General features: G+C 60.7%; 18 protein-coding genes. 15 read left to right on the forward strand and 3 right to left on the reverse strand.

The genetic code is table 11. The annotated features are described in order from the left end of the window. Window positions 1–249 precede the first annotated feature (249 nt). The gene (locus V3W39_RS13460; RefSeq protein ID WP_177042476.1) at window positions 250–1,143 is read right to left on the reverse strand and encodes a LysR substrate-binding domain-containing protein; all 894 of its coding nucleotides are present in this window, start codon (window positions 1,141–1,143) and stop codon (window positions 250–252) included. A gap of 94 nt (window positions 1,144–1,237) precedes the next feature. On the opposite strand from V3W39_RS13460, the gene V3W39_RS13465 reads away from it, so the two are divergent. The 6 genes from V3W39_RS13465 (at window position 1,238) to V3W39_RS13490 (ending at window position 6,739) form a co-directional block, all read left to right on the forward strand. After that, window positions 1,238–2,422, forward strand: coding sequence for an MFS transporter (locus V3W39_RS13465; protein ID WP_330212760.1), 1,185 nt, complete (start codon window positions 1,238–1,240; stop codon window positions 2,420–2,422). A gap of 184 nt (window positions 2,423–2,606) precedes the next feature. Next, a complete protein-coding gene (locus tag V3W39_RS13470; protein WP_177042478.1) occupies window positions 2,607–3,128 on the forward strand; it encodes a winged helix-turn-helix transcriptional regulator in 522 nt (173 codons plus the stop codon). 22 nt (window positions 3,129–3,150) lie between these two features. Beyond that, a complete protein-coding gene (locus tag V3W39_RS13475) occupies window positions 3,151–4,260 on the forward strand; it encodes an HlyD family secretion protein (RefSeq protein ID WP_330212761.1) in 1,110 nt (369 codons plus the stop codon). Next, entirely contained in the window at window positions 4,257–5,822 is a 1,566-nt protein-coding gene (locus tag V3W39_RS13480) for a DHA2 family efflux MFS transporter permease subunit (protein ID WP_330212762.1), read from the forward strand. The genes V3W39_RS13475 and V3W39_RS13480 overlap by 4 nt, the downstream gene beginning before the upstream one ends. 181 nt (window positions 5,823–6,003) lie before the next feature. Then, on the forward strand, window positions 6,004–6,321 hold the full coding sequence (locus tag V3W39_RS13485; RefSeq protein WP_259197678.1) for a type II toxin-antitoxin system RelE/ParE family toxin: 318 nt from the start codon (window positions 6,004–6,006) through the stop codon (window positions 6,319–6,321). 1 nt (window position 6,322) lies between these two features. After that, window positions 6,323–6,739 (forward strand): addiction module antidote protein, encoded by a 417-nt coding sequence (locus tag V3W39_RS13490; RefSeq protein WP_330212763.1) that lies wholly within the window; start codon window positions 6,323–6,325, stop codon window positions 6,737–6,739. A gap of 29 nt (window positions 6,740–6,768) precedes the next feature. Here V3W39_RS13490 and V3W39_RS13495 read toward each other — a convergent pair whose 3' ends face one another. Continuing rightward, window positions 6,769–7,548: an SDR family oxidoreductase gene (locus V3W39_RS13495; protein ID WP_330212764.1), complete on the reverse strand. Its 780-nt coding sequence runs from the start codon at window positions 7,546–7,548 to the stop codon at window positions 6,769–6,771. Window positions 7,549–7,657: 109 nt separating this feature from the next. Between V3W39_RS13495 and V3W39_RS13500 the strand changes: the two genes are divergently transcribed. Then, window positions 7,658–8,095, forward strand: a complete 438-nt coding sequence (locus V3W39_RS13500; protein ID WP_177042482.1) for a winged helix-turn-helix transcriptional regulator — start codon at window positions 7,658–7,660, stop codon at window positions 8,093–8,095. A 29-nt stretch (window positions 8,096–8,124) separates the two neighbouring features. On the opposite strand, the gene V3W39_RS13505 is transcribed toward V3W39_RS13500, so the two are convergent. After that, entirely contained in the window at window positions 8,125–8,286 is a 162-nt protein-coding gene (locus tag V3W39_RS13505; RefSeq protein WP_177042483.1) for a DUF2986 domain-containing protein, read from the reverse strand. A gap of 145 nt (window positions 8,287–8,431) precedes the next feature. Here V3W39_RS13505 and V3W39_RS13510 point away from each other — a divergent pair, with 145 nt between their 5' ends. From V3W39_RS13510 to V3W39_RS13545, 8 genes are all read left to right on the forward strand, one after another. After that, window positions 8,432–9,058 (forward strand): glutathione S-transferase family protein, encoded by a 627-nt coding sequence (locus V3W39_RS13510; RefSeq protein ID WP_177076990.1) that lies wholly within the window; start codon window positions 8,432–8,434, stop codon window positions 9,056–9,058. Window positions 9,059–9,137: 79 nt separating this feature from the next. Continuing rightward, entirely contained in the window at window positions 9,138–9,596 is a 459-nt protein-coding gene (locus V3W39_RS13515) for a hypothetical protein (protein WP_177042485.1), read from the forward strand. 63 nt (window positions 9,597–9,659) lie between these two features. After that, a complete protein-coding gene (locus V3W39_RS13520) occupies window positions 9,660–10,286 on the forward strand; it encodes a LysE family translocator (RefSeq protein ID WP_177076986.1) in 627 nt (208 codons plus the stop codon). A gap of 236 nt (window positions 10,287–10,522) precedes the next feature. Then, a complete protein-coding gene (locus tag V3W39_RS13525) occupies window positions 10,523–11,419 on the forward strand; it encodes a nitrilase family protein (RefSeq protein WP_177042487.1) in 897 nt (298 codons plus the stop codon). 36 nt (window positions 11,420–11,455) lie between these two features. Continuing rightward, window positions 11,456–12,619 (forward strand): substrate-binding protein, encoded by a 1,164-nt coding sequence (locus V3W39_RS13530; protein ID WP_330212765.1) that lies wholly within the window; start codon window positions 11,456–11,458, stop codon window positions 12,617–12,619. Between the two features lie 58 nt (window positions 12,620–12,677). Continuing rightward, entirely contained in the window at window positions 12,678–13,511 is an 834-nt protein-coding gene (locus tag V3W39_RS13535; protein ID WP_177120228.1) for a branched-chain amino acid ABC transporter permease, read from the forward strand. Beyond that, window positions 13,504–15,315, forward strand: a complete 1,812-nt coding sequence (locus tag V3W39_RS13540; protein WP_177042490.1) for an ABC transporter permease subunit — start codon at window positions 13,504–13,506, stop codon at window positions 15,313–15,315. The genes V3W39_RS13535 and V3W39_RS13540 overlap by 8 nt, the downstream gene beginning before the upstream one ends. Next, window positions 15,312–16,019 (forward strand): branched-chain amino acid ABC transporter ATP-binding protein, encoded by a 708-nt coding sequence (locus tag V3W39_RS13545; protein ID WP_177042491.1) that lies wholly within the window; start codon window positions 15,312–15,314, stop codon window positions 16,017–16,019. The genes V3W39_RS13540 and V3W39_RS13545 overlap by 4 nt, the downstream gene beginning before the upstream one ends. The last annotated feature ends 2 nt before the right edge of the window (window positions 16,020–16,021 follow it).

Here is a 16,021-nt window from a genome sequence, read left to right on the forward strand (position 1 = left end):
CCCGCTGATCATCGGTTGGTTTTGCATTTTTTTTAGTGTTTCAGGCGGCAAGGCCGGGCTTCGCCGCTGGGCATCGTTGGCCCGTTTGGTTCGAACGCACGTAGTTTGAGTAGTGTAGAGGGATCCTCGGTTGACTCTAGACCGTCGGTCAACGGGTTGCTATGCGCGGAAGGAAAGGTCGGAGGATTAGGCAAGTATTCGACAGGATTGCACCACAAAGGCGGGATTGGCCTGCGCGGCCTGTCAGCCTCACGCCGGGTGGTGTTCCACCAGGAAGTCGATAAATGCCCTGACTCGCGCGGGCATCGACGCACCGCCGACGAACACCGCGTGAATCGGCTCCGCGTCTCCGGGGTTGTACGCCTCAAGCAGCGGCACCAGATGACCGTGTTCCAGGTCGTCTGCCACGCTGAACGCGCCAATGCGTGCAATGCCCGCGCCCAGCCTGGCGAACTGGGAAAGCGCCTCGCCACTGTTGCCCTCGATCGTACCGGCCACTTTCAGCGAAAAATCGCGCCCATCCAGGCGAAACGGCCAATCAGGTGTTGCCCGGCGGAAGTTGAAACGCAGGCAGTTGTGGTTGAGTAAATCCTGTGGCACACGTGGCGTGCCGTGGCGCGCCAGGTAGTCCGGGGAGGCGACGATGACCTGCCCGGTGGAACCGATATGGCGAGCGGTCAAGGGACTGTCGGCCAACGGGCCAAAGCGAATCGCAACGTCCGCTTGCCCGCCCAGGATATCCACCACCTCATCCCCCAGCCGCAAATCAACCACGATGGCGGGATAACGTGCGCTGAACGCGGCAATCAGCGGCACGATCAACAGCCGCCCGTGTGCAAGCGCGGCGCTGACCCTCAACCGCCCCCGTGGCGCGCCCTGGTCGGTAATCGCGTCCTCGACTTCCGCCATGTCCGCCAGGATCCGCCGTGCGCCGCGCAGGTACGCCTCGCCTTCGGCAGTGAGCGTGATCGCCCGAGTGGTGCGAAGCAGCAGGCGGGTGCCTATTCGCCGCTCGGTGCGGGTGATGATCCGGCTGATGGAAGACGGCGTAAGGCCCAGGACCCGAGCCGCACCCGACAGGCTGCCCTGCTCCGCCACCCTGGCGAACACCTCCATCTCCCCCGAACGCCCACCTATGTCCATTTGTGCACTCCACGCAAAGCTGTAGTTCTCTGCCGATGGCTACTGCTGGAAAAGGCGTGATTGTAGCATTTGACACAAAGATGAGGAGTCACCCATGCGTATCAACCCACCCCTTGTAGCACTGTCCATCGGCGCCTTCGGTATCGGGGTCACCGAGTTTGCCCCCATGGGCATGTTGCCCGGTATCGCCGCCGACCTCGGCGTCTCGATTCCTGCGGCCGGGCTGCTGGTCAGCGCCTATGCCATGGGCGTGCTGATCGGCGCCCCGATCATGACCCTCGCTACGGCCAGGGTTGCACGCCGCTATCTGCTGGTCGGCCTGATGGCCATCTTCACCCTGGGCAATCTGCTGTCCGCCCTGGCCACTGATTACCAGACCTTGATGGTCGCAAGGCTGGTGACATCGCTGAATCACGGTGCATTCTTCGGCATCGGCTCGATCGTGGCCGCCAGTGTGGTAGCACCGGACAAACGCGCGGGGGCCGTTGCCGCAATGTTTCTCGGGCTGACCCTGGCGACCATTGGCGGCGTGCCGCTGGCCACCTGGTTTGGCGAGAACTTCGGTTGGCGCACGGCGTTCTGGGGCATCAGCGGGCTCGGTGCATTCGTGATGCTTGCCTTGTGGTGGGCGCTGCCGAATACGCCAGCCCCAAAAGGTGGAAGCCTGATGGCCGAAATCCGCGTACTGGGCCGCGGGCCGGTACTGGCAGCGCTGGCGTTGACCGTGGTGGGGTCCAGCGCCATGTTCACGGTGTTCACCTATATCGCCCCGATCCTGCGGGATGTCACCCACGCCTCCACCAACTTCGTCACCGGGATGCTCGTGCTTTTCGGGATCGGCTTGACCCTGGGTAACGTTTGGGGCGGCAGGTCTGCCGACCGCTCGGTGGACCGCACCTTGATCACCTCGCTCGTGGTGCTGATCGCCGTGCTGCTGGCGTTCTCTGTACTCATGCAATGGCCGCTGCCGGCCGCCTTGTCGATCCTGTTGTGGGGGGCCGCCAGTTTTGCGTTGGTGCCGCCCTTGCAGATGCGCGTGATGGAAGCCGCCAAAGATGCGCCCAACCTGGCCTCCGCAATGAACATCGGTGCATTCAACTTCGGTAATGCCATTGGCGCGGCGCTGGGCGGAGCGGTGATCAATGCAGGGCTGGGCTACCCGGCCATTTCGCTGGCCGGCGCGATAATGGCGGCCCTGGGTTTGCTGATGGTACTGGGCCTCGGTTGGCGCTCTCGGCGGGTGGGTTCACGCACCTGCAGGGAGCCGGCGCAAGCATGACGAACATGGCGCCTCGATTGCGCCAATGAGTATCCCACCCCTGAAAAGCCCCGAATGTCGGGGCTTTTTGCATTTCCGCGAGCAGCACTCATCACAATAATAATTCTCCTTAGTGACTTTCATTATGAAATCCACTGTGCAATATTACTCTCGTAATATTTAGCAACAGATCCCGGAGAGCCTCATGAAGAAAGCCAGCTTCCAGCCCATGCCCTGCCCGGTCGCCCGTGCCCTGGAACACATCGGCGATGGCTGGAGCCTGTTGATCCTGCGGGATGCGTTCTACGGGCTGCGCCGTTTCGATGAATTCCTGCAGAGCCTCGGGATCGCCTCGAACACCCTGACCCGCCGCCTCAACACCCTGGTGGCCAACGGGTTGCTGGAGCGACGCCCCTACCAGGACAACCCGCCCCGCCACGAGTACCACCTCACCGAAGCCGGCCGGGACTTGCGCCAGGTGATTCTCACGCTGATGGCCTGGGGTGCGCGGCATGCCGAGGGATCGCCCAAGGTGTTTCTCGCCGATGAGGCCACCGGGCGCCCCGTGGAACTCGCGTTGATGGACGCCAACACCGGCAAGCCCATCACCCGCGAAGGCCACCGCGTGCATGTCGCCGCCGACGCCGAACCGTTGAGCCTGTGGCGCGCGCGAGCCGGCCGGGCCTACGCCGCGAAAGATCAACTGGTCAGCCCCTTCCCCCACTAATACTCAATGAGGTCATTTCGTCATGGACGCCCAAGTCAGCGCTGTGCCCGAACCCACTAAAACTTCCCGGCGCAAACACGTACTGCGCCTGGGGCTGCTGACCCTGGCCGTGGCGGGCGGCGTCTGGTACGCCAGCCACTGGTGGTTGGTGAGCCGGTTTATTGAAGACACCGACGACGCCTACGTGGGCGCGGATGTGACGGTGATCAGCGCCAAGGTGCCGGGCTATATCAGCGAAGTGGCCGTGCAGGACAACCAGTTCGTGCACGCCGGCGACGTATTGGCCCGCATCGATGTGCGGGACTACCGCACCGCCCTGGCCAAGGCCGATGGCGCCGTGGCCGCGCAACAGGCCGCGCTCGCCAACCTCGACGCCACCGAACAACTGCAACTGGCGGTGATCAACCAGGCCAGGGCGCAGATCGACGCCACCGACGCCGAAGCCCAACGGGCCGGCGACGACCAGACGCGCTACCAGAACCTGGTACGCAGCCAGGCGGTGTCGGTGGAAAGCGCGCAACGGGTCAACGCCGTGTGGAAGACCGCCCGCGCCGATCACTCCCGGGCGCAAGCCGGGCTGATGGCGGCACGCCGGCAGATCGACGTGATTGAAACCCAACGCGGCCAGACCCGCGCCGCGTTGCAACAGGCCCAGGCCGAACGCGACCAGGCACAACTGAACATCAGCTACACCGAACTGCGGGCCCCAGTGGACGGCTACGTGGGCAACCGCCGCGCCCGGGTCGGTGCCTACGCCGCGGCAGGCACCCAATTGATCGCAGTGGTGCCCGCAAAAGGGCTGTGGGTAGACGCCAATTTCAAGGAAGACCAACTGGGGCGCCTGCAGGTTGGGCAAAGCGTGAGCATCCGCGCCGATATCCTCCCCGGCCGTGAATTCCACGGGCACATCGAAAGCCTGGCCCCCGCCACCGGCGCACAATTCAGTGTGCTGCCGCCGGAAAACGCCACCGGCAACTTCACCAAGATCGTGCAGCGCGTGCCGGTGCGCGTGCGGCTCGACAGCAATGACGCCGAGTTCGGCGCCCTGCGCCCGGGCCTGTCGGTGATGGCCAAGGTCAACACCAATGAGGCCTTCGAAGACCAGGCCAGCGACCTCAAGGCCCAGCTATGAACAGCCCGCTGCCCGCCCTCAGCACCGCGCAAAAGGTCGCAGCCTTCGCCACCATGTGCGTGGGCATGTTTATCGCCTTGATCGATATCCAGATCGTGTCCGCCTCCCTCAAGGACATCGGCGGCGGGCTGTCTGCGGGTGCGGACGATACGGCGTGGGTGCAGACCGCCTACCTGATCGCGGAGATCATCGTGATCCCCATGTCGGGCTGGCTCTCGCGGGTGATGAGCACGCGCTGGCTGTTCGCCGCGTCGGCGGCCGGGTTTACCTTGACCAGCCTGTTGTGTGCGATGGCCTGGAACATCCAGAGCATGATCGCGTTTCGCGCCTTGCAGGGGTTTCTCGGGGGCTCGATGATCCCATTGGTGTTCACCACTGCGTTCATGTACTTCAACGGCAAGCAACGGGTGATCGCCGCGTCCACCATCGGCGCCATCGCGTCCCTGGCGCCGACGCTCGGCCCTGCAGTCGGCGGCTGGATCACCGATATTTCCTCTTGGCACTGGCTGTTCTACATCAACCTGGTGCCCGGCCTGTTCGTGACATTCGCGGTGCCGATGCTGGTGAAAATCGACCGCCCCAACCCGTCGTTGCTCAAGGGCGCCGACTACATCGGCATGGGCCTGATGGCGGTGTTTCTTGGCTGCCTGGAATACACCCTGGAAGAGGGCCCGCGCTGGAACTGGTTCAGTGACAGCACCATCTCCACCACCGCCTGGATCGCCGCCATCAGTGGCGGGCTGTTTATCTGGCGCTGCCTGGAAATCAAGGAACCGATTGTCGACCTGCGCGCCCTGCGCGACCGCAACTTCGCCCTGGGCTGCCTGTTTTCATTCATCACCGGCATCGGCATTTTCGCCACCATCTACCTTACGCCGCTGTTCCTCGGCCGGGTGCGCGGCTACGGCTCGCTGGATATCGGCCTGGCGGTGTTTTCCACGGGGGTGTTCCAGTTGCTGGCGATCCCGGTATACGCGCTGCTGGCCAACCGCTTCGACCTGCGCTGGATTTTGATGTTCGGCTTGTCGCTGTTCGCCCTGTCGATGTGGGACTTCTCCCCCATCACCCACGACTGGGGTGCCAAGGAGTTGATGCTGCCCCAGGCCATACGCGGCTTTGCCCAACAAATGGCAGTGCCGCCCGTAGTCACCCTGACCCTCGGCGCACTGGCCCCCGACCGGCTGAAACTCGCCTCCGGCCTGTTCAACCTGATGCGCAACCTCGGCGGCGCCATCGGCATCGCCGCCTGCGCCACCGTGCTCAACGACCGCACCAACCTGCATTTCCTGCGCCTGGCCGAACACCTGAACATCCAGAACGAATCGATGAATGTGTGGCTTGAGCAGCTTTCAGGCAATGCCCAGTTGCTCGGGCAAAACAGCCTGGATGCCAGCCAGTTCGCGCTGCATCAGCTATGGGCACTGACCTGGCGCGAGGCGCAAACGCTGACCTATGCGGATGCATTCCTGATGATCATGGTGTGCTTCATCGTCGCCGTGTTGCTGGTGCCGTTGATGCGCAAGGTGCAGCCGCCGAAGCAGCCGTCTGCGGATGCGCATTGAAGCAATCACAGCCCTTGGGTTGTGAGGACAGCACCTGGTTCCAATGCCTACAGTTGTGTCGGAATCCGCCGGCTTGTGCGCCTGGATGGGCCTATATAAGGTCGCTCGGGCGCTGAAAGCCCCTTCACTTGCACACAACCTCGCGTCGTTAAGATGTAGCCATATAGCTACAAATGGAACTATGATCAACAAGAAAAAAATATACGAAATCCACCAAACACCCGAGTTTGGGAATTGGCTCAACCGTGTGAATGATGCTCTGGGAAAAACGGCCATCCTGACCCGCCTGGATCGTGCCGGAGCCGGCAATTTTGGTGATTGCGAATCGGTTGGCGAAGGGATGAGCGAAATGCGCGTTTTTGTTGGGCCGGGGTACAGAATTTACTTTGTGCGGTCAGGGATCGCAGAGTACTTGATGCTCAGCGGAAGCGATAAAACAGATCAAAAGCGGGGCATCAAGAAAGCTAAAGCGATCCTCGATACCCTGAGAGGTAAATGACATGAGCGATAAATTCAATCCTGAGGAAATGCCAATCCTCAGCCTCACCACGACGGGCACGACTCGTTATGAAGCCTCGCGTTTTCTCGATAGCCCGGAAGCTATCGCGGCTTATTTGGCTGAAAGTCTGAAAACCGGCGAGACGGAAGGTCTTATTCATGCTTTGGCTGAAGTCGCAAAAGCCAAAGGCGTCAATAAGGTCGCCAAGGATGCCGGGGTCAATCGTGAAAGCCTTTATAAAGTGTTGAAAGCCGGCTCGAAAACGCGGTTTGAAACCATCCGAAAACTGATGACCGCGATCGGTTTGGAGCTCACTGTACAACCGATTACGGCACTGGCTGTCACTTCAAAAGCGGCCGCTCCAAGAGCTGGCAAACCTGTTGTAGCAACCAAGCCTGCCGCGAAAATTCGATCCTGATGATCATGACGTGCCCTTTCATCGACCGATCACATTAAAGGCCGCAACGGAGCCAGCCGGCTGAGCTTGGTCATCTGCTTGAATATCAAGCCCGGCGCAACCCGGCTGGCCACCTTCAGCACCTTGCTCAGGCCCGGGCATATTTCCAGTTGCCCGGCTTCAATTTGCCGGATGCACTGCTGCACCATCAGCACCGGGTCCATGCCTTTTTCATTCTTCATTTCTTCCGCGAACTCGGCTCTAAGCAGCGGTGTTTCCGTGCCGGGCGGGGCAAGCTCGACCACGGTGACGGTGCTGTGTTGAAGCTGCGCCCGCAGGCATTGGGTGTAAGCGTGCAATGCCGATTTGGACGCACTGTAGACAGGCGCCGCCGGAAACGGCACAAACGCCAGCCCCGACGACACGTTAATAATCAAGCCGCGCGGCTGCTTGAGAAGAAACGGAAGAAACTGCTGGATCATCCAGATGGGACCGTTGAGGTTGATCTCGATCTCTTCAGTCACGTCCTCCAGCGTCCGCGCCTCGCCCAGCTTGATATTGCGCATCACGCCCGCGTTATTCACCAGCGTATCGAGCCCCGGGAACTGACGGGTGACTGCCGCAAACAGCGTTTGGATGCTGGCGAGCTCGCGCACGTCGCTTTGAAACGTGTGCAGACCCGGCAGCCGTTGCCGCGCCTCGTCCAGCCTGTGCTGATCGCGGCCCGTCACGATCACGGTATTGCCTCGCGCCATCAGCTGGCGGGCAAGCTCAAGCCCGATACCACTCGAACCTCCGGTCACTAGCACTGTTCTTCCGCTCATCTTCATCGAAGCTCTCCAATTGTGGGTCACACGCAAGGAGCTTGAGGGATACACTGGCCTTAAGTAAGTAGGCACCCAAAAGATCTATACGCACCCCAAAGAGAGTGTCCAGCGAATGAACAAAAACCCTGGCTTTACCGACGAGCAGATTGCCGCCGCCCAGTTCTACGCCCGGCAAACACCCCCGAAGGATCTGGACCCACGCATCGCGCCCCTGGTGACCGACCTGATAGGTCGCGTTGCGGACAAATGGACCATGCTGATTCTTGAAGCCTTGATCGAGACGACGCCGCTGCGCTTCACGCGCCTGAGTGAGCGAGTCGGCGGCATCAGCCAGAAGATGCTGACGCAGACCTTGCGGGGAATGGAGAGGGACGGCCTGGTGGTGCGCAAGGTCTACCCCGTCGTACCGCCGAAAGTCGAATACAGCCTGACAACCCTCGGCTTTACGCTGGGTGCCGCCTTTTGTGGCGTGTGGGTCTGGGCGGCTAACAACCTGGAGGAGATTGAACAGGCACGGGCGGATTTCGATTTGAGGTGCAGTGCCGAGTGACAGCAGACAGCTCGTCACCGCCCGCTGGATCAGCTCTCGGAAGCGACAACTGGCTCCTCAGCGGATTCACTGGCCAGTTTCAGCCGGTCAGCTTTACTGATGTACTTGTCCTTGCGGGCCGGTGCCAGTTTGGCGCTGGCCTTTTTGGCCTTGGCCTTGAACAGCTGCTGTAGTTTTTTTTGACGATTCATGGTGTCTATCCGGTTTGTAATCAGTGCTTGCCGGCGTGATTATCCATCTTTCAAGCCTTGATCGAAGCACATTTAATTCACGGCACTCCACAGCGTCACAGCGGTCTGTGCCTATACGCCCCCATTCTCACCCAGCGGAGCCACCATGATCATCGTCCACCACCTCAACAACTCCCGTTCGCAACGCATCCTGTGGCTGCTCGAAGAACTCGGCCTGCCCTACGAGCTCAAGCGCTACCAGCGCGACCCGAAAACCAACCTCGCGCCACCGGAACTCAAGGCCATCAATGCCCTGGGCAAATCACCGGTGATTGAGGACGGTTCCAACGTGGTGATCGAGTCCGGCGCCATCATCGACTACCTGATTCGTCGCCATGGCAACGGCCGCCTGCAACCCGACCCGGCCACTGCCACCTATGACCAATACGTGCAATGGCTGCACTTCGCCGAAGGGTCGGCCATGCTGCCGCTGATGCTCAACCTGTACGTCGGCCGCCTGGGTGACGCGGGTGCGCCGTTGCATCCGCGTATCGAATCCGAGGTGGCGAATTACTTGGGTTATCTGAACACCGCGCTGGGAAAAACGCCGTACCTGGTGGGTGACGAATTGACCGGCGCGGATATCCAGATGAGCTTCATCGGCGAAATCGCCAGGGCCCAGGGCAAGTTACAGGCGTACCCGAATGTGGCGGCGTGGGTGCAACGGTTCCAGGCAAGGCCTGCGTATCAAAAGGCTGTGGAACAGGGCGGCGAATATGCCTTCGCGAAATAATTCGCCGAGGCCATGAGTTTCATCGTCTTTCCAGGCCGGTCTGTTAGCATCCGCGTTTCGAATTTCTTGAGCTACGCGCATGCTACGGATCGCTGCCTGTTCCCTCCTCGCCTTACTTGCTTCCCAGCCGGCCCTGGCTGAACAAACCTTTCAGTGTGGCAACGCCACCGTCACCATCAGCATTGATACGACCTCGCCGTTACGCTCGATTGAAGGTGTTGATGTGATGCTGCGTGTAGACCAGGGGCCGCGCTCAACGCTGCTGCGATACAGCAATATTGATTTCATTGGCGGCGACTGCGACACCGATGCCCGCGGTAACCCGATCATCGTCTATCAGGCCATATGCGGCGGCAGCGGCTGCTACGACTTGTCGAACTGGGGGCTCATCGACCCTGTGAATTTGCAGGCGCTGCTCGCACCGGCGGATGACAGCCTGGTACCCGCTACCCGACTGCTCGGCCACCCACCCGTGCTCAAGGTGCCGAAGATGAGCCTGAGCACGGAAGCGCATCGGCTTGGACTACCAACCCCCTGACGTTGCGTTAAACCCCAGGATGAGGATTATTGTGGGACGCTTCCAATCCTGAGGTAACTCGCGATGTTTGAACTGGCCGCTATCCTCACGTATATCGCCGTGGTCATCGGTCTCTTCCTGATCCCCGGCCCGGCCGTATTGCTGGTGATCACCCGTACCCTCCAGGGTGGGCGCAAGGTGGGCATTGCCACCGGGCTGGGCGTGGCTTCGGGCGACTTGATCCACACACTGTGCGCGGCGCTGGGTCTGTCCGCGATCCTGATGACCTCGGCCGTGGCATTCAACGTGGTTAAAGTCGCAGGTGCCTGTTACCTGATCTACCTGGGCGTGCGCGCCTTCATGGCCAAACCCGGCGCGAGCACGCGCAAAGACTTGCCCACGGTGACATCGACCCAGGCGTACTTCCAGGCGGTGGGTGCGGAAGTGCTGAACCCCAAAACCGCGATTTTCTTCCTGGCCTTTCTGCCGCAGTTCATTCACCCGGAATCGGGTTCTTCTCTGGCTCAATTCGCGGTGCTGGGGCTGATCTTTTCAGGGCTCAGCGCGGTGTACACCACGCTGATTTCGGTGGCGATTCGCCCGCTGAGTCAATGGATGGTGGGGCTTTCGAGGCTGCGCCGTTGGGAGGGGAAGATCATTGGTACTTTGTTTATGGGGTTGGGGCTGAAAATAGCGTTTCAGCAGCGATAAGACGCGCACTGACCCAGTCGATGCCGTTTGCTCGCCCCTGAAACGAGATTTTAATCCCTTGAAAAAAATGCATTGACATCGCTCAGTAGATCTCTGTAATTTCGGTCACATCGGTCGCTTTTTCTTGTAAGAGAAATCGTAGGCCCTCAGCAATATTGCTGAGTACATATCGGCTATAGAAGCCCCTGATTTGCGTTTTCACGCATTCGGGGGCTTTTTTTTTGGAAAATTTTTATATGTCGACATTGCACTTCACCGAACAGCCCCAGGCATTTCCGAACATCACCGTGGCTGCCGTGCAAATGGAGCCCCGTGTGGGCTGCAAGGCAACCAACCTTGAAGCCTCGTTACGCTTGATCGACGAGGCGGCGACTGCCGGTGCACAGATCGTTGTGCTGCCCGAGCTGACGAGCAGCGGTTATGTGTTTTCCAGCCGCGAGGAGGCCTTCGAAATGGCAGAGTTGATACCCGCCGGGGCCAGCACTCAAGCCTGGGAAGCCATCGCGCGCCAACGCAATATCTACGTGATCGCGGGCATCGCGGAACGCGTGGGACAGACGCTTTACAACTCTGCTGTGATGGTCGGCCCTGAAGGCTACATCGGCACCTATCGCAAGCTTCATCTCTGGGGCGACGAGCACCTGTATTTCGAAGCCGGAGACCTGGGCTTACCAGTGTTCCACACGCCCCTGGGGCGTTTGGCAATGATCATCTGCTACGACGGTTGGTTTCCCGAGGTGTATCGACTCCTGGCCGTGCGGGGCGCAGATATCGTGTGCATGCCGACCAATTGGGTGCCCATGCCGGGCCAAGAGGACGGCGCCACGATCATGGCCAACACCCTTGCGATTGCCAGTGCGCACGTCAACGGCCTGAACATCATTTGCGCCAATCGTGTCGGTACCGAGCGCGGCCAGTACTTTGTCGGCAATAGCCTCATCGTCGGCGCCGACGGTTGGCCCTTGGCGGCTCCCGCCAGTGCAGACCGCGAGCAAATACTCTACGCCGACATCAACCTCAAAACGTCTCGCCAATCCCATCACCTGACGGCGTTCAACACGGTCCTGCGTGACCGCCGTACCGACGTCTACGACCCCATGCTCGGCACGGGTTGGCAGCCACCTCGCTACTGACCCCATCGATAAAAACAACAGTTGAGGAGTACCCACATGAAACACAGTCATCACCTCACCCGCTTCGCGGCGCTGGCAGCAACAGCGCTGCTCGCCACCCAGGCCTACGCCGCCGAGCCGATAAAGATTGGCGTGGCGGTGGGTTTGTCTGGCGCCAATAGCGTCGTGGCACCCGCAGTTGTCCAATCCTCGCAATTGGCAGTGGACCAGATCAACGCGGCCGGCGGGATACTCGGGCGCCCGGTGCAGCTGGAAATTGTTGATGACGCCTCCGGCGCGATAGGCGCGCAGAAAGCATTCGATACCCTGGTGCTGGAAAAGCAAGTCGATGCGATTATCGCAATGGAAAACAGTGCCGCGCGCAATGCTGCCCTGCCGGTGATTTCCCGAGGGCGCGTGCCGTATATCTACACCTCGTTCTATGAAGGCCGTTCCTGCAACAAATGGATGTACGTCAACGGCTGGGTGCCTGAACAACAAGTGGCGCCTGTAGTGGATTACTTCGGCCAGAAGCTGGGAGCCAAAACCTACTTTCTCGTGGGCAACGACTACGCTTTTGGCCGTGGCATGCTGAAGTTCACCAAAGCCTATATTGAGCAACACGGTGGCAAGGTCATCGGCGAAGAGTTCTTGCCGATGGACGGCAGCGACTGGACCGCAGTGATTTCAAAAATCCGCTCGGCGCAACCCGACGCGCTGATCAGCGCCACGGCCGGTGGTGCCCCCAACGTCTCATTGGCCAAGCAGTTGAAAGCGGCCGCGCTGACGCTGCCTTATGGCAACCTGGCCATCGACGAAGGCACAGCCAGGACCATGGGGGATGTCGCTACGGGCATGTATATGTCCGGTTCCTACTTGACCACTATCGACACACCGGAAAACAAGAAATTCCTCGCGGACCTGAGCCAGAAATTTTCAGGCAACCTGTCCACGCCCAACGAGCTTTCCGAGCCGCAATACGAGGCGTTTTTTCTGTATAAGGCGGCGGTCGAAAAAGCCAACACCACCGACTCCACTGCCGTCGTCGCGGCGCTGAAAGAAGTCTCGATCGTCGGGCCGCGTGGCGTGGTGCAGATGAACGCCAGCCGCCATACACCGCTCGCCATGCGCCTGGGCCAGATACAAAGCGATGGCTCGATTCGCATACTCGATACCCAAGAGGCGGTCAGCCCAGGCATTCAATGCCCGGACCTGAAATAGTCCACCGCAGGCTCACTCAGTATTGCTTCACGCTACAGGCTCCCCGGAGGGAGACGTCATGGTGTTAATTCTCGATATAACAACAACAATAGCCATGCTTTTTATTGTGACGGCGGGGCTGATGATGATTTTCGGCATCATGAAAATCGTCAACTTCGCCCATGGTGCGCTGCTGACGATGGGTGGGTATGCGGCGTTCGTCGTCACCCAACTGGGATGGAGCCCCTGGCTGGCCTGGCCGCTGGCGCTGGTGACCGGGATGACGGTGGGCGCGATCATCGAATACCTGATTGTGCGGCCACTCTACAAACGGCCCCTGGATGCCATCCTCGCGACCTGGGGCCTGGGCATCGTGATCGGCCAATTGATCATCATCGGCTTTGGCCGCGATGTGAAGTTCGCCGACGTGCCCCTGACCGGTACCTGGTCCTTGGACGGCACGGATTACTCCGCTTACCGTTTGCTGTTAATCCCCTTGGCCCTGGGCGTGTGCGCCTTGTTGACCGTGTTGCTCAACGGCACTCGCTTTGGGGTGAAAACTCGCGCAGTGATCATGAACGAGGAGTTGGCAAGCGGCCTGGGCATCCATGCCGGGCGCATACGCTTCATCACCTTCAGCCTGGGGGCGGGCCTCGGCACCTTGGCCGGCGCCTTGATCAGCCCGCTGTCGAGCATTGACCCGGGTATGGGCATTACCTGGCTGGTTTCCGCTTTCATGCTGGTGATGGTCTCCGGGCACTCGATGCTCAGCCTGCTGGTGACCTGCGCCGTATTCGGTGCGTGCCAGGTCCTCGTGAGTACCTATGGGAGTCCGGTACTCGGCGGCCTTACGATCGCCGTGCTGGCGGCGCTCACCTTACGTATCCGTCCAAAGGGGTTCGCCCATGACTAATCCAACCTTGCAAGCGACGCACACTCAACCCTCACGCTCGCGTGACCAGCGCGCCTTGAGCCGCTCGACCGTGCTGGCCCTGGTCGGCATTGCGTTGTTGGTCGCAGGCCCATGGATCTTTGACAGCTACGTGCTCAACCTGCTGATCAAGGCGTTTCTGTTCGCGATCGTTGTCATCACCGTCGATGTGCTGTGGGGCTATACCGGCTACCTGACGTTTGGGCAATCGGCATTTTTCGGCATCGGCGCCTATGCCGCAGGATTGGTGTTCACCCACTTTGGCCTGTCGCCAGCCACGATTGCCATCGCCATTGGGCTGGCAATCATTGTGCCCATGGGGGTCGCAGCATTGGTGGGATGGCTGTCCTTCTACCGGGGGGCATCCCCGTTCTTCGCCACGGTGATCTCACTGGTGCTTCCAATCGTCATGACTCAACTGCTGCTGTCCGGCGGCGAGTGGACCGGCTCCAGCTCGGGGCTGACCGGCTATGACACCTTCGACCTGTCGCTGCAAGCCTGGTATTGGATCGCCGGCGGCGGTGTCGCACTGATCGGCGTTTTCGCATGGCTGTTCGTACGCAGTGATGCCGGGCGGGTTCTTGCGGCGATCCGTGACAACGAGTCGAGGTGCGCTTACCTGGGGATCAATGTTGCGCACATCAAAATCCTGCTGCTGATCGCCACCGCGGCGATTACCGGCATCGCAGGGTTTGGCTATGGGGCCTTCAGTGGCGTGGTGGCCCCCGAGCTGTCGGGGTTTGTACTGGGAACCGAATTGATTATCTGGGTGGCCCTGGGTGGACGCGGAACCTTGTGGGGCCCCCTGGCGGGCGCCATTCTGATCAACGTCGCCACTGCCTACCTGGGCAGCCGGATGCCGTTCCTGTGGCAACTGATCCTGGGCCTCGCCTTTGTGCTGGTCATTGTCTTGCTGCCCCAGGGCATCGTGCCGGCGCTGCTCAAGCCTTTCGGCCTGGGTGCAGGCACGCGGCGAGCGCCCACCCTGGTGGAGCGTGCGGGCCGGGAGGTTGCCGCGTCGACGGGAACGCCCGCCCTGCTGATGGAGGAAGTGACCAAACACTATGGGTCACTCAAGGTATTGCAGGGCATCAACCTCAAGGCCGAAGCCGGAGAGTTGGTGGGCCTGATCGGCCCCAACGGTGCGGGCAAAACCACCTTGATGCGCTGCATGAGCGACGGAGCTGACCGCACCTCAGGCACCGTGCACCTGTGTGGCCACGATATCCGTCGGCTTCCGGCTGAAGCCTGCGTGCGTTTTGGCCTGGGGCGAAAATTCCAGAATGCCAATATCTTCGAATCGCTGACTGTGGCCGAGTGCTTGCGCATCGCCGGCACGCTTCACCACAAACCGGCTTTTTTCAGCCAGGCAAACACCCTGGCCCTGCCCTCTTATGCGCTCGACGTACTGCGGGTCACCGGGCTGGACCACATGCTGGACGTGGTCGCCCGGGATTTGTCCCATGGTGAACAGCAAGCGCTGGAACTGGCCATGGTGCTGGTGCTGGAGCCGCGCATCGTACTGCTCGACGAACCGACCGCCGGGCTGACAAAAACCGAGCGCACGCAGATTGGCGAGGTGCTGTCCTTGCTCGCTCACCGCTACCAGCTGTGCTGCCTGCTGGTTGAACACGACCTGGACTTTGTGGAACAGATCGCGACGCGCATTGTGGTGTTGCACCAAGGGAAGATGATCATGCAGGGGACATTCGAAGAGGTCGTCAACTCGGAATTGGTCAAGACGATTTATGCCGGGTCTGCGTTCGCGCCACGGGAGGTCGTATGAACGGTGCCACGTTGAACTTGAGTGCCGTCACCAGCGGCTACAGGGCTTCCGTCGTGATTCGCGACCTGTCGCTCACGGTCGGGGCCGGCGAAGCGGTGGCGTTGCTGGGCAAGAACGGCATGGGCAAGACGACCTTGCTCAAGACCATCATGGGCTACCTGCCCAAAAAGCAAGGCACCGTGCGCGTGAACGGCATCGACATCACCCGGCTCCCGCCGCACCGCGTCGCACAGGTGGGCATTGCGTATGCCGCCCAGGAAAAGTCCTTGTTCACCGAGCTGAGCATCCGCGACAACCTGCGCATGGGGCTCGAAAAAGACGCGTTGTTCGATGAACGTTTCGCGGCCATCGAGCCCGTGTTCCCGGTGTTCAAGGACCGTCTGAAGCAGTATGCCGGCACCCTGTCGGGCGGCGAGCAAAAGATGTTGCTGGTCGCGCGGGCACTGATGATGCGTCCTTCCATTATATTGCTGGACGAAATCACTGAAGGCCTGCAACCCTCGGTGATTGACCGGATCGCCGTCGCCCTGATGCACGAGCGACAGCTCCATGGCACGACCCTGCTGCTGATCGAGCAGAATGTGCCCTTTGCGCTAAAGGTCGCGGACCGCTACCTGGTGCTCAAACAAGGCGAAATCGAAGAAGACGGCGACGCCAACGCACCGGGCGCCGCCGAGTCGATTTTCAACCATCTGAGGGTGTGAGG

The organism is Pseudomonas sp. Z18(2022) (assembly GCF_036346535.1).
Taxonomy (GTDB): Bacteria; Pseudomonadota; Gammaproteobacteria; order Pseudomonadales; family Pseudomonadaceae; genus Aquipseudomonas; species Aquipseudomonas yamanorum_A.